The sequence below is a fragment of the Selenomonas dianae genome (genome assembly GCF_030644225.1).
Lineage (GTDB): Bacteria > Bacillota > Negativicutes > Selenomonadales > Selenomonadaceae > Centipeda > Centipeda dianae.
The window spans coordinates 144,286-164,895 of the sequence record NZ_CP128650.1; the positions used below are offsets into that span (position 1 = coordinate 144,286).

Genomic DNA, 20,610 nt, shown 5'->3' on the forward strand with positions numbered 1-20,610 from the left:
ATGCACGAAAATGTCAAGAGTGTGTGGCAAAGGCAACGGATTATTTTCAGAATGGCGTGCTACAGTAGTACCTCATAACAATGTACAATTCAATGGAGGAATATAAATGAGGGAATGTAAGATGAAGGACAGCCGCATCGTCATCAGTGAGGTGATGATGCCGAGTCAGGCGAACCCGAACGGGAATGTGCACGGCGGCGAGATCATGAAGCTGATGGATTCGGCGGCGTACGCGGCGGCGCGGCGCTATGCACGCGCGAACGTCGTGACGGCACGCGTGGACGAGCTGGAGTTCCACCTGCCGATCCGCATCGGTGATCTCGTCGTTGTGACGGCGGACATCGTCTATGTCGGGCACAGCTCGATGGAGGTCGCGGTGAACGTCATTGTCGAGGATCTGGACGACGGCGGCGATCCGCAGCTCGGGCTTTCGGCGTACTTTACCATGGTCGCGCTTGACCGCAACGCGCGTCCGAAGGCCGTGCCGCCACTGACGCTTGACACCGAGGCGGCGCGCGCCGCATTTGAGGAGGGCAAACGCCGCTACGAGGCGCACAAGGCACGCAAGCGCGGCGCAGTAAAAGCGGCGGGCGGCTGCGTCTGCGATGCAATCGCACAGCAGACCGGGGCGGCGCAGACGGAAAGCGAATGAGCGTCCGGCTTCCGCCGATCCGTCGCAGAGCATTTGGTGGGCGGCGGATGTTTGACAGGACGAAAATCTGTACCAATCGGACAGACCACATTTTATCAGCGATTCTTTGGGAGAGAGCAGATTGACCGGTGCATACCTAGAGATTGAGAAGAAGATTGAGCGCGGTGAGCGGCTGACGCGGGAGGACGGGCTGCGGCTCTTTGCGTGCCGTGACATCGCATGGATCGGGATGCTCGCCGACCGCGTGCGGCAGGAGAAGTGCGGCGATATTGTCTACTACAATGTGAACTGTCATGTGAACCTCACGAACATCTGCCTCGCACACTGCAAGTTCTGCGCGTTCGGGCGCGACGCAGAGGACAATGGCGCATACGAGATGAGCGTGGAGGAAGCGGTGGCGCACGTTGCGGATGCGATGCGCGATCCGCATCTGGCGGGGCTGCACGTCGTGAGCGGGCTGCATCCTTCGTGGACGTTCGAGGACTATTTGCAGCGGCTGAACGCCCTGCACGAGGCGTTCCCTACGCTCTATCTGAAGGGCTTTACGGGCGTTGAGATCACGCATTTTGCAAAGAGTTCGGGGCTCACGGTGCGCGAGGTGCTCCTGCGTCTGCGTGCGGCGGGGCTTCAGTCCATCGCGGGCGGCGGCGCGGAGATCCTCTCTGACCGCGTGCGCGGCGAGCTCTGTCCGAACAAGGCGACGGCGGACGAATGGCTCGAAACGCACCGCACGGCGCACGCGCTCGGCATCAAGACGAATGCGTCCATGCTCTACGGCCACATCGAGACCATCGAGGAGCGCGTGGAGCACATGATGCGGCTGCGCGATCTCCAGGATGAGACGGGCGGCTTCCAGACGTTCATTCCGTTCCCGTTCCTGCCGTCGCATACGGAACTGGGGCGGACGGTGCGGCAGACGACGATGTGGGACGATCTCAGGACGATTGCGATCTCGCGTCTGATGCTCGACAACTTCCGCAACATCAAGGCGTACTGGGTGATGCTGACCGTGCCTGTGGCGCAGGTCGCGCTCTGCTTCGGTGCGAACGACATCGACGGCACGGTGCACAAGGAGACGATTCTCCACGACGCGGGCGCGAAGAGTCCCCGCGCCCTCTCGGAGGATCACATCATCCGCGTGATCCGTGAGATCGGACGCACACCCGCCGCGTGCGACTCGAACTTTAATATCATCGAGGTGTATTGAGCGGGAGCGGGTTCGCTTCGTGACACATTGGCATCAGGGGATATGGAGTTACAAAGGAGGTGGGAACAATGTCCGACACAGTTTATGAGGAGCGCATTGTGCGCACGATGGAGGCGTTCCGACGGAATCGCTACGACGTTTCGCGGTTCGAGGGGCGCACAGCGGCGGCGGACTACCTCGCCGCTGAGATTCGCGGCAAGCGTGTCGGCTTCGGCGACTCCGAGACGCTGCGTGCGCTCTCGCTCTACGAGCGTCTGAGCGAGCACAACGAGGTGATCGACCCGCCGCGTGCGGGGCACGTCGGCGGCATCGAGGCATTTCTCGCCGCAGGGCGCGAGGCATTGATGACAGATGTGTTCCTGCTCTCGGCAAATGCCATCACCGAGCAGGGGCAGATTCTCAACATGGACGGCGCGGGCAACCGTGTCGCTGGCTCGCTCTTCGGACATGAAAAGACCTACTTCGTCGTCGGCATCAACAAGCTTGTCCCCGACATCGAGGCGGGGATCGAGCGCATCCACCGCATCGCCGCCCCGCGCAACGCGCACCGCAAGGGCAAGAAAACGCCCTGCGCGAAGGATGGCACGCGCTGTTATGACTGCGCTGCACTGGAGCGCATCTGCAACGCCCTCACCATTCACTACAAGAAGATGAGTTACCGCCCGATGGAACTGGTACTGATTGAGGAAGAACTGGGATTATGAAGAAGGGGGAGATTTTATATGGCAGAAGAAATGCTTTGTTTTTCAATGGACGCGGATCTCAAGCGAAACATGGAGGAGACCTGCAGCAAGATGGGGCTGACTATGGCTGATGCGTTCACGATGTTTGCGGTAAAGGTCGTACAAGACCGGCGTATTCCGTTTGAGATTACGGCAGACCCCACTCCATACGATAGCTGACATCAAAAAAGGAGGCGTGCGCCTCCTTTTTTGTATGCTCTACTCCTCATCCCTCGGATTGCCGTCCTCGTCCAATGGGATGTAGACACTCTTCTCCTGCCACGGGTACTGATATTCGAGTGTGACCTGATTGTCGAGCTCGAAATGCACGGCGGTGAGTGTGCCCGTGCCCGCCTCATCCGTGTGACTGAGCCAAGCGCCGCCATCGAGCCGCTCCTTCTGCGTGCGCAGCCATGCGGGACTGCGCTTCGACAGACCCGCCTCGTTCATGTGAAAGACGAGCCGTACGGATGTATCGCCCACGGGATAGTCGAAGCTGCAATAGGGCGCATCCTTCTTGTAGTTCTTCGGATCAGGGCGGAAGAGCTGCCGGAAATACGCAAGCCCCTCCTCGCTGACCGTCATGCAGGAGATAGCACGCTGCTTTTCGTACATATCCTCGCCCATCTCTGTCCCTGTTTCAGCCGCCTCCTGAAGTTCGCGGTCAAAGTCCGGATCAATCCAGTGGTAGGACATCTGCTCAATCGTCGCGCCCGCATGAATCTCGCGCTTTAGCGTCAAAAATTCATGATCGTCCGGCACGAGCGCAAGCCCTTTCGCCACGGCATCGAGCGCTCCACTACGGTCGCCGAAATGCGCACGCAGCTTGCCGAGCTGCAAATACGTCCACGGATAGTCCGGCTCCTCGCACGCGCCCTTCTCCGCCGCGCGGAGTGCGTCCTCAAGCCGCCCGCAGTACATGAGCGCGACGGCATAGCGGTAGTAGAACGTCCCGCAGCCGCCGGCATTTTTCTCGGCGTGCGGCATCCACTGCGTCGTGCGATAGTAGTATTCGTAGTCATCAATGTTGTTGCACGCATACGCATACCAGAGCGCGATGCCGAGATCGGCGCGTGCCTCCTCGCGTGTGAAATTCCCCTTGATGACACCGTTCTTGATATACTGCTCCAGATAGTACAGCATCTTGTAGAAATAGCCCTCCGAGCCGTCGTCCATCGCCTCCATCTTCTTGACCGCCGCAGGGGAGAGCAGGGAGGATTTCGCGGCGGCGGGGCTTTCCTGCTCCGCGCTGTTCTCCTCCTCTGTGCGATCCAAGATGCTGACGGAATTGGCGTCCCGTCGGAAGGAGTGGAACACCGCCCACGGCAGATTTGTCTTTTGGAGGAAGTCGTCGGCGGCGCAGAGGACGGCGTGCAGATCCCACGCGAGAAAGTCCAGATAGCCGCAGTCCGTACCCGTCGCGCCGCCGAGGAAGGTCACGGCATCCAATTCCTTGGTATCCCTCTCGATTGCCGTCATGAGCGCATCGCGAAACGCGAGGGGAGCTTCCGCATCCGCGCGCAGTTCATCCGTCAGCGGATAGGCGAGAAAGCCCGCCGCAATCCCGTCCGCATGGTACATATCCGCGAGCGCCGGATCGTTTTCCGTATAGGCGCTGAGGATGGCGGGCAGACGGGTACTGCCCGTGTAGACATCGAACCGCCAGTCCGTATCGGAACTGTTCTGCGGCTCGCGTTCGTAGGCGAGATAGGAGTGCTCCAGATAGTCCTCGGCATCGCCCGCGAGGGAGAACCCTGCCTCCTCCAGTGCTTTTGGCAAATCCGCCAGTAGAATCGACGGCTCTTCCCGCGGCGCATCGAGGACTTCGAAATCATGGATGAGGCGGATGGAGGCAATCTCGCCGAGCGCCTGATCGACGAGCGTGGAGAGCATCCACCATGCGCGATTCTCGTCCTCCTTCAGGAGCGGCAGGAGCTTTTCGCAGTAGACCATGAGGGCGATCCCCTTGTCCTCCCGCGTAAAATAGGTCGTGACATCCTTCCTCTCGATGCTGTAGTCGCCCGTACGCAGGGCACCAAGAGAGGCGGTGCGACCGACGTGGATGTCCCAGTGCTCGCGCACGGAGGCGGGGGCATGGCGCGCGAAATAGACGAGCGGAAAGAGTTTCACACGCGTACCTTCGGGCGTTAGGATCAGCTCGTATTTTTCCCCGCCGCATCCCATCTCGAAGGCTGCATCGGAGAGGGCGATGCGCAGGACAGCTTCGCACCGCGCGATGAGCTCCTCACCGCGATCCTCCTCCGCGTCCATCAGCGCGCGCAGATCCGCCTCTATGTTCTCGAACGCCGCCCACGCCTCCTGCACGCGGATGCGGAACGGTCGCTGAAAGAACGGCAGGGAAAGCCCCTTGTGACAACTCTCGATCATACGCTCGGTGTCCGCATCGTCCGGGAGCGCGGCGAGCGCCGCCTCAAAATGGGGGAGGGCGCAGTCCTCACGGTCGAGATAGTAGTAGGAATAGCCCATGCGGAAGTTCCAGAGATGATCCCCCTTGAAATAGTCTGCGTGCGGCGCGAGGAGACCGATCGCCTTTTCAAAATAGGCGCGATCCTCTGCGCCCGCCGCGTTGTTGTAGGCGCGGGCAAGCTCGCTGTCGAGCTCCGGTGTGCGCTCCTCGCTTGGCAGAGCCTCGATCTCTGTGATGATCTTTTGATATTCTTCGTTCTCGTGCCAGCGTTGGCACTGTTCAAGTAGTGTCATAATTAATCCCACCAGAAATACCAGATGTTTGATTTTTTCAGACGCTCTGCGAGCTTGCCGACGGTTGTACCAGGTGCGCCCTGCTCGACGATGTCGGCGCAGAACGCATACTGTTCCACTGCGAGTTCTTTGGCGTGCGCGGGCGCAATGGGCGCGGGTACGCTGTACTCAAGCGTGTCATAGGTGAGGACGGCGGGCATCGCACCGTGCTGCTCGTGCCAGTATTTCGACACCGCCATCAGCGCGGCGGTATCGGGGCAGTCGTTCCACCCGCCGAACGGCAGATAGGCAAAGACCTCCCACGGATTCTTGACGGGAATCTTGGCGAGAATGAGCGGCTGCGTCTCCTGCGTTTCGTAGTCCCAGTAGCTGATAAAGCAGTCGGCGGCAGATTCCTCTTCATCGGATGTTTCCGCGCGGTTCTGTTCAAACCGCTCACCGAGCCGCTCCGTCAGAGTCGCCTTGCCGTCCGGCAGAGATTCCGACAGAATTTTTTCGCGGTATTTTTTCACCGCTTCCGCATCAAAATCGTAGTCCTCGAAATCCCCCTTCTCTGCCCCCGCATTCATCGTCAGAATCTCCCAGAGCGTATCGCTCGGTACAATGAGCACGGGGACGAATCCATCGCACACGCCGCGCCGTACGGCATAGCCGTATGCCGCCGTGATCGGATCGTCGTCCTCCATCGGCGGGAAGTACGTCAGGGAGCAGTCCGCCCTGCCGCAGTTCAGATACTGCATGATCGCCACAGTAACGTCGCTTGGTTCCTCATTTTCGTTCATTTCCGCATTTCCTTTCGTTTTGCAGCCATTGCGCTTCCACGCGTCCCATCGCCGCTCGATGATCGCCGCCATCTCGCGATAGAGCCGTTCGTCAAACGGGACAAAGAGATATGCCTCGTCGTCAAATTCTTCGGAGTAATACTGCGTTGCGCCGAAGTAGGAGAGGGCATGATCGTCGATGTCCGAGGGAAAGGAGGGGGCATCGCCGTCGTAATAGTAGCGCGCGAATGCCGTGCCCTCCTCGTTAAAGAAGCCGCGCATCAGAATACCGTGCAGCTCGTCGCGGAGGAAGGGGCGCAGATCCGTCTCGGCAGGATGCTCCTTTACGGCAGAGATGGTTGCCGCATACTGACGGACGAACCAGTCCGCCATCAGATCATGCAGGATGCACCACCGCAGGTAGACCGCCATGTGGCTGTACGCCTCGATCTCATCGACGGGGAGCTTCTTTTTGCGCAGACTGTCGAGGTGCCACTCTGCATTGTCCATCACGAGATCGTCGAAGTCCTCGCCCGCGAGCGCACTGCGCCTCTGTGGATCGACGACAAAGCCCACGTGCCGCTCGCCAAAGATGTTCAGCAGCTCTTTGGCGCTGCGGTCGCACTTGTAGTTGAGTTCGTCCCGATAGAGCGGGATGATCTGATAGAAATTGACATCGTCGCCGCCCGGCAGGACGCAGACATCGCCGTCCTGCCCGCAGCGCTGCGGACTGACGAGGAGCGCTGCCGTCAGCTTGGTGTTTTCGGCATAGGGAGCCCGGTTGCTGATCGTGTGTCCCCAGCCGAGCCATGTATCGTCCTCGATCGGCAGACGCGCGAGGCTCTTCAGCAGACGGATCGGCCAGTAGTGTTCCTCGTCATTTTCGTGAATCTTCCAGTCGGGCGGCAGTGCAATCATGAGCTCTGCGCGTTCGAGCTTGTATTCGGCGAGCTCTTCGGGGACGTTCATGCGGTGCGCGCCCATCCCAAGGGTGACGAGCATATAGTAGTTGCGCTCCTCGGTCGGATCGACGATGCAGATGTCCAGATGGATGTCCGGCGAGACGATCTCGTGAAAGACGTTCGCGTATGCGCCGAAGTGCTTTTCGATGTGACTCTCGACGATGTCCAGTTCTTCCTCGGTATAGACCTCCGTTGGCATCGGGGCTTTCTTTTTATGCGCAGCGTTATTTCGGCCAATTTTTTTCATTGTGGAACTCCTTATGTTTGTTGATGCTGCATGGAAACAATCTGACAGTCCGGACAGAACTCGATGTAGAGCGAACCCTCCATATAGTCCGTCAGCGCATCCCAGTGAATCTGCATGAGATACTTCATCGGCTGCCCGCAGTCGGGGCATAGAGTGTATTCCCAGTCCTGCCACCAGAGCGCAAAGCCGCCGAGTGTGCAGACATCCTCGAAGCGTGCGCCGTAGAACTGTGGGACGGATGCCGCACCGAGGATGAGTTTGTTTTCAAAGATCGCGGCAAGCTCCTCGCCAATGTATATGGTAGGATCCGTGTTCTCGTAGGGCAGGACGGTACTGCCGCCATCGAGGGCGTAGCGACTCAGTATCGGCTCTGCATACGCGACGCAGTTCGGACAGCAGGTCGCCGTGAGGATGCCGTCGATACCGAGGAAGTGCAGCCGTGCGTCCCGTCCGTCCAGGACGAGTACATCCGCCATGCGGCAGCCGCAGTGCGGGCAGTGCTCCTCTCGCGGACGGGCGATGCGGACGGGCGAGCGACGGAGCTCCTCCTCCGATGCAGCGTGTACGAGCGGATAGCAGGCATCGAAGTTCAGTGTGCATCGCCGTCCCTCTGCGTCGAACGTCCAACCGCCGCACTGCGCATAGACGGATGGATCGACGTGCAGCTTGCCGCGCCACGGGCGCGGTGCACGTTCGAGTGCGAGGAGTGCCGCAAGGGATCGGTCATCTCCCTGCATACCGAGGCACATCATAAGCTCGTTCGCCTCATGTGCGGCATCCGTCTCCATCAGTGCCGCGATCAGTCCGTCCCGCACATCGGCGGGGGCGTGATAGTAGAGTGCCGAGGGCCAGAAGGAACGCGCCGCGAGTGCCGCGCGTGGGATCTCCGGCACGAGCCGTCCGCGACAGCAGAGCAGATACCAGAAATCATCGGGAACATCCTCGATCTGCGCGATGATCTCCTGTTCCTTTGCCGCGACCTCCTCGGGCGTCCATGCGAGTGCCGCACGGCGATTCGCAGCCGTCTTGCACCGCCAGCAAAGTCCCTTGTAACCGAGCGGTGTTCCGCAATCGGGGCATTGGTGGGGAAGCGTCATGATCGGCTCCTTTCCATGATTCTTGTTGTGGGAATATTCACCTGTTTTATGATAATATAGATGAAATACGGCTTCAATAGGACTTTCGGGTAAGATTGAAGAAACGTACGCGTATCATACCCCCAATGGAGATAATGACTTGGATGAATACGGTGTGAATTTGCAAAATCCTGCCGCATTTGGTACACTTGCGGGAGTGTTGTAAGGAGAGAAAGGCGGCGGCTTGTATGTGGATCGTGATGCTGAACGGAGGGCTCGGCAATCAGATGTTTCAATACATCTTTGCCCTTTATCTGGCGCAGAACGGCGCACGCGTTGTGATTGACGACGCTGCCTTTTTTGGCGCGGATGTGGTGCACGGGGGCTTTGAGGTGCCTCTCTTTTTCCCGCAGGGCGTGCTGCCTCGTCTGAGCGAACACTTTACGCCGGATGTGTGGGCGGAGATGGTCGAACGCAGCGAATGCGGAATGTCTATCCCTGAGCAGCTGCGGGAGGGCGGACTTTCGCTTCGCTGCGTTCAGCAGGAGGAGGCCGAGACTTTTCTCTTTGCGGGAGAGATCATGTCGGCGGCGTGCAGGGATACGGAGCGTATTCTGGGACTGCCGCGGGAGCAGAACATTTACTTTGCCGGATACTGGATTGATCCTATCTTTTATGAGGGGATACAGGATTTGTTTTTATCGATCTTTTCGTTTCCACCGTTCCCACGTGCAGCGCAGGCGCGCATGGCGGAGGAGATCCATGCGGCAGAGAATGCGACGGCGATCCATGTGCGGCGTGGCGACATGGCTGCGCTCGGACGTTCCCATCCGCCGGAGTATTTCCGAAAGGCGATTGAGGATCTGACTCGGCTGATTCATATTCAGCGTTTCTTCCTGTTTTCCGATGATCTCGCCTATTGTATGGAGCACGCGGAGGAGTTGGGACTTACAGGGATTCATAATCGTTTGACGGTTGTGGACGGGAATCGCGGGAGAGAGGCGTATGTCGATATGCAGCTGATGTCGCTCTGCCGCTTCCGCATCGCGGATCATAGCAGCTTCAGTCAGCTTGCCGGCACTCTTTGCCGTGTGCCGGGGAATCTTACAACGGTATGGAATCCGCCATTTGTTACGGGATTCAGTGTCCCTGTTTAGACGAGCTGGATGCTCATAATGTGTTTGAATTGTGGGGAATCAAATTTTCATGTCTGATCGAAAGAACGCCCGTGCCGCCGCCGAGCGCGGGGCGCGGCTGACGAGGGAGGATGCGCTCGCCCTCTACGAGGAGAACGATCTCCTCGCGCTTGCCGCGTGGGCGCGTGCGGCGAAGGAGCGCGCGAGCGGGAAGAACGTCTACTATACGGTGAACCGCCACATCAACCTCACGAATATATGCAGCGCGAACTGCCCGCTCTGCGCGTTTCAAGTGGAGCAGGGCGATGCACGCGGCTATATTATGGAAACGGACGATGTCGCGCGCGTGTTGGAACTGGCGAAAAAAACGCCGCATCTGACGGAAATCCATATCGTGAGTGCCCTGCACCCCGACCGCCCCTTCTCTTACTACGAGGGCGTGGTGCGGCAGGTGCGTGCGGCACTTCCGCACGCGGACATCAAGGCGTTCACGCCCGTGGAGGTTGTGAACTTTGCAAAGACGGAGGGGACTTCCGTCCGCGACATTCTGTGTACGTTGCAGGCGGCGGGGCTGTCGTCCCTCCCCGGCGGCGGCGCGGAGATTCTGTCCGACCGCGTCCGTGCAATCATCTGCCCGAACAAGGCAACGCGTGCGGAGTGGCTCGACTGTATGCGTACGGCGCACGAACTCGGCATCCGCACAAATGCGTCCATGATGTACGGACACATCGAGACGGTCGAGGAGCGCATTGACCATCTGCTTGCTTTGCGTGATTTGCAGGATGAGACGGGCGGCTTTCAGGCGTTTATGCTCTTTCCGTTTCATCCCGAGAACACGGCGCTCGGCGCGGAGCGGAAGCTCGCACGTGTCGGCTCGTGGGAGGATATGAAGATGCTCGCCCTTTCTCGCCTTGTGCTCGATAACGTCGCGCATTTCAAGGCGTTTTGGGTCATGTTGACGCAGCCCATTGCACAGCTCGCGCTCGGCTTCGGCGCGGACGATCTCGACGGCACGATCGGTGAGGAGAAGATCATCCACGCGGCGGGCGCACAGACGCAGACGGGCATCACGCGGCGCGAGCTTGACGCGATGATCCGCGAGGCGGGCTATGTGCCTGTGGAGCGCGACACATTCTATCAGCCGATTGCGGCAGGGGAGGGCGCATGAGAATCTCGGAGCGGGAGGCGGCAGACTTCCTCACGCACGGCGACCCCATCGACCTCGGACGCGCGGCGGATGCGGAGCGGCGGCGGCGGTTCGGCGATACGGTGACGTTCATCGTTGACCGCAACATCAACTACACAAACATCTGTGTGAACGAGTGCCGTTTCTGTGCGTTCTATACGAAGGTGGGCGCGGAGGACGGCTACCTCCTGCCGATGGAGGAGATTCTCGCAAAGGTCGGCGAGACGGCGGCAGCAGGTGGGACACAGGTCATGATACAGGGCGGCATTCACCCCGATCTGCCGCTTTCCTACTATGAAAATATGCTACGTGCGATCCGTGACCGCTATCCCTCCATCGTGATCCACTCCTTCACGGCGACGGAGATTCTGTACTTTGCCGAAAAGGAGGGCATTACGATTGAGGACACGCTGCGACGGCTTCAGGATGCGGGGCTTGCCTCGCTCCCCGGCGGCGGCGCGGAGATCCTCGTCGACCGCGTGCGGAGGCTCATCGCACCGAAAAAGATTATGACCGAGGATTGGCTGCGCGTGATGCGGACGGCGCACAAGATCGGCATGGAGTCCACTGCGACCATGGTCATCGGCTTTGGTGAGACGATGGCGGAGCGCGTGGAGCACATGGAGCACATCCGCCGTTTGCAGGAGGAGACGGGCGGCTTCCGCGCGTTCATCACATGGACGTTTCAGCCGGGCAATACCGCGCTCGGCGGGGAAAAGACGTCGAGCTGGGACTATATGCGGACGCTTGCCGTCACGCGGCTCTACATGGACAATGTCGCGCATATACAGGGATCGTGGGTCACGCAGGGCGAGCGTATCGGACAGCTGACGCTCGGCTTTGGCGCGGACGATCTCGGGAGCATCATGCTTGAGGAGAACGTCGTGCGTGCGGCGGGGACGCGGTACAATATGTCGATTAAGAAGATGATTGATCTGATTCGCGGCGCGGGCAGGGAGCCGGCGCAGCGTGACACGCGCTATCGCGTGATACGGAGGTTTTAGTATGGCAGAGCAACAGGTTCCTGCGGCGGGATATGCCATCATCGGCGGTTCGGGGACGCTGTCGAGCGACTTCCCGCGTGCGTCGATGGCGGACGATGTGGAGATCCTCGCGGACGGGCTGCACTTTGCTACCCCCTACGGCGAGAGCCCCGCGTTCCGCCTGTTCTCCGTCGCGGGACGGCGCGTGCTGACGTGCCGTATGCACGGCTGGCGCAGCGGTGTGACGCGTGCGGATGCGTCGCGGCAGGTGTTTTGGGTACTGCGGGAGGCGGGCGTGCGGCGCATCCTCTCCGAGGGCGGCGTGGGGACGGTGAACCCGCTGCTTGACCCGCGCGACTTCCTCATCCCCGACGACTATCTTGACTTCTCCGTACGCAAGGATGTCATGCTCGACGGGCGCTATCTACTCGTGATGCGCGACGCGCTCTGCGCGGAACTTCGTACGAGGCTCATTGAGGAAACGAGGAAGCGTTATACGGGGCGCATCTTCGACCGCGGGATCTATGCCGTCACGGATGGGCGGCATTTCGAGAGCCCCGCCGAGATTGCCATGCTGAAGGGGCACGCGGACATCGTGGGGCAGAGCCTTGCGCCCGAGGTCTACCTCGCACGCGAGATCGGCGCGTGCTATGCGGGGCTGTACTTTGTCGTCAACTACGGCGAGGGCATCCGCCCGTGGTCGCACGATACGCTCACGCAGATTTTCTACGACGACGCGCCTATGATCGGCGACATCCTTCTCGCGACGATCCGCAGCGTCCCCGCCGAGGAGAGTGCGTGCGAATGCCGCAGCCTGCGCAAGGAAACCCTGCTCAAGGATGTCTATAATGCAGCGTCGGACAAGGGTTGACGAAAAACGCCGAACATCGTATAATGGACATAGAAAAAGGTGCTGTCGGTAAACGGTCAGCCCCTCATCAAACGTGGTTTATAAGAACCCCGCCTAGAGTTGGTGACTGCAGGCGGGGGTTCTTATATATTGGTGAATCGACAATAAAAACCTTTTTGTATACACGCCCAACCCCGTGAAAAATCCATTGACAATGATTCCCTGCGGTGCTACTATGATGGCGCAGGAAATCCTGCGGCAATGTCCTACTGAAAAGAAGTGCAATCCATCATGAAACGGCTGGTTTCCACACAGTTCGTCATGAGTTCATAGCGTCCAAGCGCATACCATTGCGTTTGGACTTTTTTGCATTTTTAGGGGGTAATCGTTATGTCGGTCAACAGGGGAAAAGTCGTTATCATTGGGACGAGCAACGTCGGCTCTGCCGTGCTCAACAAAATCGCGGATTTCCAGCTCGCCTCGGAGATCGCGCTCATCGATCTTGACATGGATCGCGCACGCGGCGAGGCACTGGACACGAGCCACGCCATGTCCTCACCGTACTGCACGAACATCAAGATTCATCCGGGGACGTACGAGGACTGCCGCGACGCGGCGTTCATCGTTATCACGGCGGGACCCTCCATCCTGCCGGGCGAGACGCCCGACCGTCTGAAGCTCGCGAGTACGAACACGAAAATCATGCGCTCCATCTTCTCCGAGATCGTGAAATACACGAAGGAAGCCATGGTTATCATGATTACGAACCCGCTCGATGTCGCGACCTACGTCGTCTCGACCGAGTTCGACTATCCGCGTGAAAAGATCCTCGGCACCGGCACAATGCTTGAGACCTATCGCTTCCGCTACATCCTCACCGAGCACTATGCGATGGATCCGAAGAACATCCACGGCTACGTCCTCGGCGAGCACGGCAACGATGCCTTTGTCGCGTGGTCAACGGTGAACTGCGCGGGGCTTGGCATCGACCATCTCGACGAGTATTTCCACTTTGAGAAAAAACTCAACCGGCATGATGTCGAGCAGAGCCTCATCCAAACGGCATACGATGTCATCAACCTCAAGGGCTTCACGAATACGGGCATCGCCATGGTCGCCTGCCGCTTCATCAAGGCGATTCTCTACAACGAGCACACGATTCTGCCCTGCTCCGCCGTCATGAACGGTGAGTACGGCATGAGGGACGTGGCTCTCTCCATCCCTCGTATGCTCAGTCAGGACGGTATCGTGCGGTCATTCGAGGTACGCCTTGCAGATGAGGAGATGGAAAAACTCTGCCACGCGCAGAAGAGCGTCCGCGCGGCTCTCGACGGTGCGGGCGTGAAGTAAGATCGGCGTAAAACAAGATAAAACAGCACTTGGACATCTTCCGGGTGCTGTTTTATTATAATTAGAATTAAATAAGTATTGCAATTAGGGGGGGCTATGTTAAAATAAAATTGCAATCAAGTTCAAATGGAAATGAGGATGATTGCATCGTAACTTATCGCCGCTGATGTTTTATCGAAGGAGGAAATCCCATGTTCTTACATCTTATCGCCGAAAAAAACAAGCAGTTGTTTCTGTCTCTGACCAAGTCCCTCTGCCATGCGGACGGGCATTTCACCGATGATGAAAGGGCGATGGTGGAGCAGTATTGTAAGGAACTGGAGATTGCGAGCGACAGCGCGGATGCTGTGAGCGATCCGAAGGAACTCATGCAGCAACTCGCCGCATCGAGCGATGCTCGCGAGAAGAAGATCATCGTCTTTGAGCTGCTCGGACTTGCTCATGTGGACAAGGAGTTCTCGGCGGATGAGCGGCGTTTTGTTGAGGAACTGCGTACGGTATTCGCAATGGATACGGACTACATTCAGCGTGCCGAGGAACTGATCCGCAGCTATCTCGACATACAAGACCGGGTCAATGCACTGATTCTCGGCTGAGATGGGGGCACGAAAGTATGGCATCGGAGGAGGAGAAAAAGCGCAGACAGGCCGCTGCGGCGGCGACAGAGGCGGGGGAATCCGTAAGCGAGAGTCTGCGGGCTCTTGGAGAAACATATCAAAAACCCTCCGCGTATACGGGTAACCGCAAGCTCTATGACAGCCCCCGTGCCAAAGTGTCGGCAAAGACGGAGGCGTTCAAGGGCGGCGAGGTGCATGACCCCTATACGGGGGAGCGGCTTGTCCTGCGCAAGCAAGAGGCGAAGGGGCAGTATGGGGAGCACTGGCAGGAACATCTGGCGGAGGCGGATCACACCATCCCCATCGAACGCGTGCACGAAACGTACAAGGATGATGCGTGGGTTACGAATGAGAACCTGCGGGATGCGGCAAACAGTGACGAAAATATCCGCGTCACCTCGCGAAAGGTCAACAATGCCAAGCGCAGCCGTACGAATGAAGAACTTGTCGATGATACGGCATATCTGGAGGATAAAGGCATCCGCATCGATGAGAAGGGGAAGGCTCACGCACGCAGCGACAGCAAAAAGGCACGGGAGCATATCGACGAGAAAATACGCCGCGACAAAGTAGAAAATGTCGCGGGTGCGTTTCACCGTGCAGGAACGCAGACGGCGATTCAGGCAGGCGGCGTGACCGCCGCACTCTCGACGATGGATAATATGGCGGCGGTCATCCGAGGGGACAAGACACCGACAGAGGCACTTAAGGATATTGCCGCCGATACCGGCGGCGCGGCAGTCTCCGGCTATGTCATTGGCGGAGGTGTGTCGGTCGTAGCACACACATTGTCGACATCGTCCTCGCCGTTCGTTCAGAATCTCGTGAAATCGAATGTACCCGGCAAGGTCGTCACCGCCGTCATGGCAACGGGCAAAACGCTCAAGAAATATGCGAGCGGGGAAATCACAACCGAGGAGTGTATTCTGGAACTCGGGGCGAGCGGCGTGAGTACCGTCACGACGGGCTATACGGCGGCGGTCGGACAGGCGCTCATTCCGATCCCCTTTGTCGGGGCGGCTGTGGGGGCGATGTTCGGCACGGCAGTCTCCGGCGCACTCTATCACAGTTTCAAAGAGTCAATGGATCGTGCCAATCTTGTACGCGAGGAATACGAACGCGTGCGTGCGGCGGCAGATGCGTCGATGGCACGGATGAACGCGGAGCGGGAGGCATTCGAGGCGGCGGTAGCGGAGCTGTTTGCATGGCGTTCCTCCGAGGTCGATGCGGGCTTTGCACAGATGGAGCGTGCGTCGCAGAATGCAGACATCGACGGGATGCTTGCCGGACTGTCGCAGATTGCGGGGGCATATGGGAAAGACATCGAGTACCATAGTTTTGATGAATTTGATGCGATGATGAGCGATGATTCAAGGGCATTTGAACTATAGGAGGATATTATTATGCCACTTCCATTTTTGGTTTTAGGTGCTGCTGCTGTCGTTGGCGGTATGGGCGTTGTTGGAGGACTTGCCGCAAAGGAGACGATGGACGAGGCAAAAAAACTTGGAGAGAAGGGAGATCGTCTGATTGCCTCGGCAAAAAGCCGCTGTGAGAGGGAACAACAGGCGACAAGTGCAGCAATCGACAAACTGGGGAGCACCAAGGTTCATATTCTGTCCAACAATATGAGTGTATTCCTCGATTCGTTCCGAAAGCTGAAGAATGTGGAGTTCAAAAACTCAGTTGGTTTGGATGAACTGCGTGATTTTACCCCGCAAAGTGACCAACTTCGCAAGTTGGAACAGGCATCGATTACAGCACTTGATCTCAGCAAGGGCTACGGGGGAGGTCTTGCGGGCGGTGGCATCACTGCGCTCGGCGCGTATGGTGCAGTCGGAATGCTCGGAACAGCCTCGACGGGGACGGCAATCGGTACGCTCGGTGGTGCGGCAGCAACGAATGCGACGCTTGCGTGGCTCGGGGGCGGAAGCCTTGCAACAGGTGGGCTTGGCATTGCGGGTGGGACTGCGGTGCTCGGTGGCATTGTTGCCGCCCCTGCGCTTCTCGTGGGCGCGTACTTTCTGAACAACAAAGCGGATGAGGCGATGAGCAAGGCAAAGACCCACTACGCAAAGGTTGAGGAGTTCAATGCAAAGTGCAGCAAATCATGCAGTCTACTTGCGGCGATTCGTGAGCGGGGGGAACAGATTACGGATCTGCTCTTTCGTATGGACGGCGATTTTTCCTTTGGGATCCGTGATATGAAGGGGATTATAGCTCGCCGAGGGACGGACTGGAGATCGTTTGCGCGTGAGGAACAGGAGCATATTGCAGCAGTGGCAATGACAGCAAAAACACTCAAGCTTATCATAGACACACCGCTCTGCCGTGAGGACGGGACGCTTGACCCGAACTCTGCTCGTGTGTTCAGTCTGCCGGGCGTGCGGGGGTGAGTTTTTCCTGTGACCGCTGCGGGCTTTGCTGTCAGTCCGTCGGGAGAAGCGACATCTATCGTGATCTGGATCGCGGCGATGGTGTGTGTAGATACTATGATGATGAAACGCATTTGTGCCGCATTTATATGGAGCGTCCTCTGCGCTGCAATGTCGGCGCATACTATGAAGCGTTCCTAAGGGAGCATATGTCACGCGATGTTTATGACCACATGAACACCGAGGCGTGCCGGCAGCTGAAACGAAAACACAACGATGTAGATCTGTGAGAGTACAAGAACCCCCGCCCACATACGAAAATGTGAGCGGGGGTTGTCATGCTCGGAAAAGCACCTTACTTCTCTGCCGCCTCGTATCCGACCATCAGCGCCCGCATATTCGCCTCAACGGTGTGCGGTGGAACGCGGTTCGCAACGGCGTTCTTGACCGCATCGAGGGGGACAATCCCCGAGATACGCGTGATCGCGCCGAGCGCGACGATGTTCGCAAAGAGAGCCTTGCCGATCTCGCGGGTGGCAAGCGTGGTGATGGGAATGGAAACGACGTGCGCCGCCTGCGGCACATTTGGCACAAGCTCGCTGTCAACGATCAGGATGCCCGTCGCGGGATCGAGGTCAACTGCATACTTGTCCGCCGCCGCCTGTGTCATGGCGAGGACGATGTCGGGGTGCTCGACGTGCGGATGATAGATCGCGCCGTCGCTCACAATGACCTCGGAGCGGGATGCGCCGCCGCGTGCCTCGGGGCCATAGGACTGCGACTGTGCGACATTCATTCCGCACGCAGTCGCCGCCTCGGCAAAGATGATGGCGGCGGTGATGACACCCTGTCCGCCCGAGCCTGAGAGACGAAGTTCCTTCTGCATATCAGAGCCCTCCCGCACGCCGCTGAATCTCGGCGTTCGCCATGCCGTACTCCTCGCCCGCGCACTCATAGAGCAGTCCGATGGGGAATTTCTCCGGCGTGCGTTTTTCGGGCGGAAGTTTGTCCCATGCCGCCTTCATGACGGCGGAGTCGCGCATCCACGCAAGCATCGCGGCGGGCGTGCCCATCTTGTTCTTGCGCCCGTAGGCGGTCGGACATTGCACCATCGCCTCGACGAGGGCAAAGCCGTGATTTTTGAGCCCGCCCGCAATCATCTGCGTGAGATGTTTGACGTGGAACGCCGTCGAGCGTGCGACGTAGGTCGCGCCCGCCGCCTCGGCGATGCGGCACGCGTCGAGCGGTCGGTCGATCGTCCCGTATGGTGCGGTCGTCGTCATTTTGCCCGGCGGGGTCGTTGGCGAGGACTGCCCGCCCGTCATGCCGTAAATGTTGTTGTTGAACAGCACAACGGTCAGATCGACGTTGCGCCGACAGCCGTGGAGGAAATGGTTGCCGCCGATGGCAGTGCAATCGCCGTCCCCTGTAATGACAACAACGTTTAACTCGGGACGTGCGAGCTTGATACCTGTGGCAAATGGGATTGCGCGTCCATGCGCCGTATGTACCGTGTCAAAGTCCATATAACCCGAGCCGCGCGAGGAGCAGCCGATGCCGGAGACGATGATGGTGTTGTCCTGCGTAAAGCCCTCCGTCCCCTCAATCGCCTCGGCAATGCACTTCAGTGCCGTGCCGTTGCCGCAGCCGGGACACCAGAGGTGGGGCAGGCGGTTCTGACGAAAATACTGCTCGAAGCTGCGACGGATCTCCGCGCGTGCATTCATGTCCGTGCTCATGCCCGCACCTCCTCGCTCATCTGACGAATCGCTGCCGTGATTTCCTGTGGCGTGAAGTCCAGCATATTGTATTTGAGACACGGGCGGACGGGCGTACCGTGCGCCGCGCGCGTGACCTCGCCCACGAGCTGTCCATAGTTCAGCTCTGCCACGAGGATGCTCCGCACGCGAGCCGCGAGCCGTCCGACGGCGGCATCCGCGAATGGCCAGATCGTCTTGAGGCGTAGGAAGCCGACCTTGATCCCGTCCGCACGCGCCGCGCGTACCGCCTCGTATGCTGTACGCGCCGTACCGCCGTAGCTGACGACGGCGTACTCCGCGTCCTCCATGAAGTGCTCCTCCGTGTGGATGATCCCCTCGCCCACACGATTGATTTTCTCGTGGAGACGGTGGATCAGCTGCTCCGTGACGGCAGGGCTGCCCGAGGGAAAGCCCGTCTCATCGTGGAGAAGCCCCGTGACGTGGATGCGGTAGCCGTCGCCGAAACGAGCCACATCGGGCACGAGATCATCACCGACGGCAAAGGGCTGATAGCCCTCGGCGCGCGTCTTTTTCGGCAGACGGCGCGGATAGATGTCCAGTTCGTCCGCCGTCGGGAGCGTGACATTTTCGCGCAGATGTCCGACGATCTCGTCCATCAGCAGAATGACGGGCGTGCGAAACCGCTCCGCATAGTTCACGGACATCACCGCCAGATCGAATGCCTCGCGCACGCTCCACGGCGTGAGCGCGATGATCGGATGGTCGCCGTGCGTGCCCCAACGCACCTGCATCACATCGCCCTGCGACGGCGCGGTCGGCTGTCCTGTCGAGGGGCCGACGCGCTGCACGTTTACCACGACGCACGGGATCTCCGCACAGGCGGCATAGCCGATCAGCTCCTGTTTCAGCGAGAAACCGGGACCGCTCGTCGCGTCCATCACTTTTGCACCCGCGAGTGACGCGCCGAGGATCGCCCCCATCGCGCCGATCTCGTCCTCCATCTGGAGGAATGTGCCGCCGATCCGCGGCAGCAGCTTTGCCATCTGCTCCGCGATCTCCGTGGACGGCGTGATCGGATAGCCCGCGAAGAACGTCACACCTGCCGCAATCGCACCCTCGGCGACCGCCTCGTTGCCCTGCATGAGCCTTGCACTCGTCTCCGCCATCTCACGCCCTCCTCTCTACGAATATCGCAAAATCGGGACAGCGCATCTCGCACTGCCCGCACGCGATGCAGTCCTCGGGGCGGGCGGGCGTGATCTTGCCGAGCAGACTCACCTCAAGCACCTTCTTCGGACAGAACGCTGCACATATCCCGCAGCCCTTGCACCGCTTTTCCTTGATATACAGCTCACCCTTCATGGCGTTCAACTCCCGCCGGGATGTGGAAGAACATCCCATCATACACAGAAAACTGTTCCATTATCCGCTGCGGAGGTCTGCGCCTCCGTTATCTCTGCGGATAATTTCAATATTATAGCAGATGGAGCAGGGAAAACAAAATCGCATACAGAATACATATTTGCACGATGAAACACTTGACGCGCTGTACCGCCCGTAGTAATCTACAGGCGGAAAAGGAGGGGATTTCTTGAATTTTTATACCTATGACTATATCACGGCGCACAGCCAGTTCGGCGATAATGTCTGGTATGCGCTTTCATTCCTCGCGCTCGCTGCGCTTCTCTTCGTGAGTGTGAAGTATCTGCGCAACCGCCTTGCGACGCGCTACCGCGACCTCATCGTCATTCTGTTCCTCACGGTCGCATTCCTCGGTGGCGTGCAGTGGAACGACTACAACCGTACGAAGAGCGATGTGGAGGCGACCTCGCGCATGGCGCAGTTCCTCCACAGCCTCAGCATGGATCTGGACGTGCCCGTGCAGAAGATCCGCACCAACTCGACGTATTTGAAACAGGGGATGCTCGTTGATGTGCAGGGGACGTTCTACGTGATTCATTTCAATGCGGAATACACCTCGTTTCAGTATGAACGCACGCACCTCCTGCGGCGGGATATACAGATCGTAGATAAGGAGGACTGA

Annotated in this window: 21 protein-coding genes; 14 read left to right on the forward strand and 7 right to left on the reverse strand. The window is 58.9% G+C overall.

The features are described from left to right. Positions 1-106 precede the first annotated feature (106 nt). The 4 genes from QU667_RS00665 (at position 107) to QU667_RS00680 (ending at position 2,761) form a co-directional block, all read left to right on the forward strand. Positions 107-652: an acyl-CoA thioesterase gene (locus tag QU667_RS00665; protein WP_304987428.1), complete on the forward strand. Its 546-nt coding sequence runs from the start codon at positions 107-109 to the stop codon at positions 650-652. A gap of 121 nt (positions 653-773) precedes the next feature. Beyond that, the gene (gene mqnE, locus QU667_RS00670; RefSeq protein ID WP_304987429.1) at positions 774-1,859 is read left to right on the forward strand and encodes an aminofutalosine synthase MqnE; all 1,086 of its coding nucleotides are present in this window, start codon (positions 774-776) and stop codon (positions 1,857-1,859) included. 68 nt (positions 1,860-1,927) lie between these two features. Continuing rightward, positions 1,928-2,563: an LUD domain-containing protein gene (locus tag QU667_RS00675; protein WP_304987430.1), complete on the forward strand. Its 636-nt coding sequence runs from the start codon at positions 1,928-1,930 to the stop codon at positions 2,561-2,563. A gap of 18 nt (positions 2,564-2,581) precedes the next feature. Then, complete coding sequence (locus QU667_RS00680) at positions 2,582-2,761, forward strand: type II toxin-antitoxin system RelB/DinJ family antitoxin (RefSeq protein ID WP_304987431.1); 180 nt, start codon at positions 2,582-2,584, stop codon at positions 2,759-2,761. 39 nt (positions 2,762-2,800) lie between these two features. Here the strand turns inward: QU667_RS00680 and QU667_RS00685 are convergent, their stop codons facing one another. Genes QU667_RS00685 through QU667_RS00695 form a run of 3 tightly spaced genes read right to left on the reverse strand, consistent with a single transcriptional unit; the run spans position 2,801 to position 8,369 of the window. Then, complete coding sequence (locus QU667_RS00685) at positions 2,801-5,302, reverse strand: tetratricopeptide repeat protein (RefSeq protein ID WP_304987432.1); 2,502 nt, start codon at positions 5,300-5,302, stop codon at positions 2,801-2,803. Positions 5,303-5,304: 2 nt separating this feature from the next. Next, complete coding sequence (locus QU667_RS00690; protein WP_304987433.1) at positions 5,305-7,272, reverse strand: suppressor of fused domain protein; 1,968 nt, start codon at positions 7,270-7,272, stop codon at positions 5,305-5,307. Positions 7,273-7,283: 11 nt separating this feature from the next. After that, positions 7,284-8,369, reverse strand: coding sequence for a hypothetical protein (locus QU667_RS00695; protein ID WP_304987434.1), 1,086 nt, complete (start codon positions 8,367-8,369; stop codon positions 7,284-7,286). 227 nt (positions 8,370-8,596) lie between these two features. Here QU667_RS00695 and QU667_RS00700 point away from each other — a divergent pair, with 227 nt between their 5' ends. From QU667_RS00700 to QU667_RS00740, 9 genes are all read left to right on the forward strand, one after another. Then, entirely contained in the window at positions 8,597-9,505 is a 909-nt protein-coding gene (locus tag QU667_RS00700) for an alpha-1,2-fucosyltransferase (RefSeq protein WP_304987435.1), read from the forward strand. Positions 9,506-9,554: 49 nt separating this feature from the next. After that, positions 9,555-10,652: a radical SAM protein gene (locus QU667_RS00705; RefSeq protein ID WP_304987436.1), complete on the forward strand. Its 1,098-nt coding sequence runs from the start codon at positions 9,555-9,557 to the stop codon at positions 10,650-10,652. Continuing rightward, positions 10,649-11,674, forward strand: a complete 1,026-nt coding sequence (gene mqnC / locus QU667_RS00710) for a cyclic dehypoxanthinyl futalosine synthase (protein WP_304987437.1) — start codon at positions 10,649-10,651, stop codon at positions 11,672-11,674. The genes QU667_RS00705 and mqnC overlap by 4 nt, the downstream gene beginning before the upstream one ends. A gap of 1 nt (position 11,675) precedes the next feature. Continuing rightward, a complete protein-coding gene (locus QU667_RS00715) occupies positions 11,676-12,524 on the forward strand; it encodes a phosphorylase family protein (protein ID WP_304987438.1) in 849 nt (282 codons plus the stop codon). Positions 12,525-12,893: 369 nt separating this feature from the next. After that, a complete protein-coding gene (locus tag QU667_RS00720; protein WP_304987439.1) occupies positions 12,894-13,853 on the forward strand; it encodes an L-lactate dehydrogenase in 960 nt (319 codons plus the stop codon). A gap of 191 nt (positions 13,854-14,044) precedes the next feature. Next, the gene (locus QU667_RS00725) at positions 14,045-14,449 is read left to right on the forward strand and encodes a hypothetical protein (RefSeq protein ID WP_304987440.1); all 405 of its coding nucleotides are present in this window, start codon (positions 14,045-14,047) and stop codon (positions 14,447-14,449) included. A 17-nt stretch (positions 14,450-14,466) separates the two neighbouring features. After that, positions 14,467-15,861 carry a hypothetical protein gene (locus QU667_RS00730; RefSeq protein WP_304987441.1) on the forward strand — a complete coding sequence of 465 codons (1,395 nt, stop codon included), beginning with the start codon at positions 14,467-14,469 and terminating at the stop codon, positions 15,859-15,861. A gap of 12 nt (positions 15,862-15,873) precedes the next feature. Then, positions 15,874-16,866 carry a hypothetical protein gene (locus QU667_RS00735; RefSeq protein ID WP_304987442.1) on the forward strand — a complete coding sequence of 331 codons (993 nt, stop codon included), beginning with the start codon at positions 15,874-15,876 and terminating at the stop codon, positions 16,864-16,866. Next, positions 16,863-17,135: a YkgJ family cysteine cluster protein gene (locus QU667_RS00740; protein WP_304987443.1), complete on the forward strand. Its 273-nt coding sequence runs from the start codon at positions 16,863-16,865 to the stop codon at positions 17,133-17,135. Before QU667_RS00735 ends, QU667_RS00740 begins: the two co-directional genes overlap by 4 nt. A 65-nt stretch (positions 17,136-17,200) precedes the next feature. On the opposite strand, the gene QU667_RS00745 is transcribed toward QU667_RS00740, so the two are convergent. The 4 genes from QU667_RS00745 to QU667_RS00760 are packed head-to-tail and all read right to left on the reverse strand — an operon-like array spanning position 17,201 to position 19,928. Continuing rightward, on the reverse strand, positions 17,201-17,731 hold the full coding sequence (locus tag QU667_RS00745) for a 2-oxoacid:acceptor oxidoreductase family protein (protein ID WP_304987444.1): 531 nt from the start codon (positions 17,729-17,731) through the stop codon (positions 17,201-17,203). A gap of 1 nt (position 17,732) precedes the next feature. After that, positions 17,733-18,584 (reverse strand): thiamine pyrophosphate-dependent enzyme, encoded by an 852-nt coding sequence (locus QU667_RS00750; protein ID WP_304987445.1) that lies wholly within the window; start codon positions 18,582-18,584, stop codon positions 17,733-17,735. Continuing rightward, positions 18,581-19,732, reverse strand: a complete 1,152-nt coding sequence (locus tag QU667_RS00755) for a 2-oxoacid:acceptor oxidoreductase subunit alpha (RefSeq protein WP_304987446.1) — start codon at positions 19,730-19,732, stop codon at positions 18,581-18,583. Before QU667_RS00755 ends, QU667_RS00750 begins: the two co-directional genes overlap by 4 nt. Before the next feature lies 1 nt (position 19,733). After that, positions 19,734-19,928, reverse strand: coding sequence for a 4Fe-4S binding protein (locus tag QU667_RS00760; protein ID WP_304987447.1), 195 nt, complete (start codon positions 19,926-19,928; stop codon positions 19,734-19,736). A 229-nt stretch (positions 19,929-20,157) separates the two neighbouring features. On the opposite strand from QU667_RS00760, the gene QU667_RS00765 reads away from it, so the two are divergent. Continuing rightward, the gene (locus QU667_RS00765; protein WP_304987448.1) at positions 20,158-20,610 is read left to right on the forward strand and encodes a DUF3290 domain-containing protein; all 453 of its coding nucleotides are present in this window, start codon (positions 20,158-20,160) and stop codon (positions 20,608-20,610) included.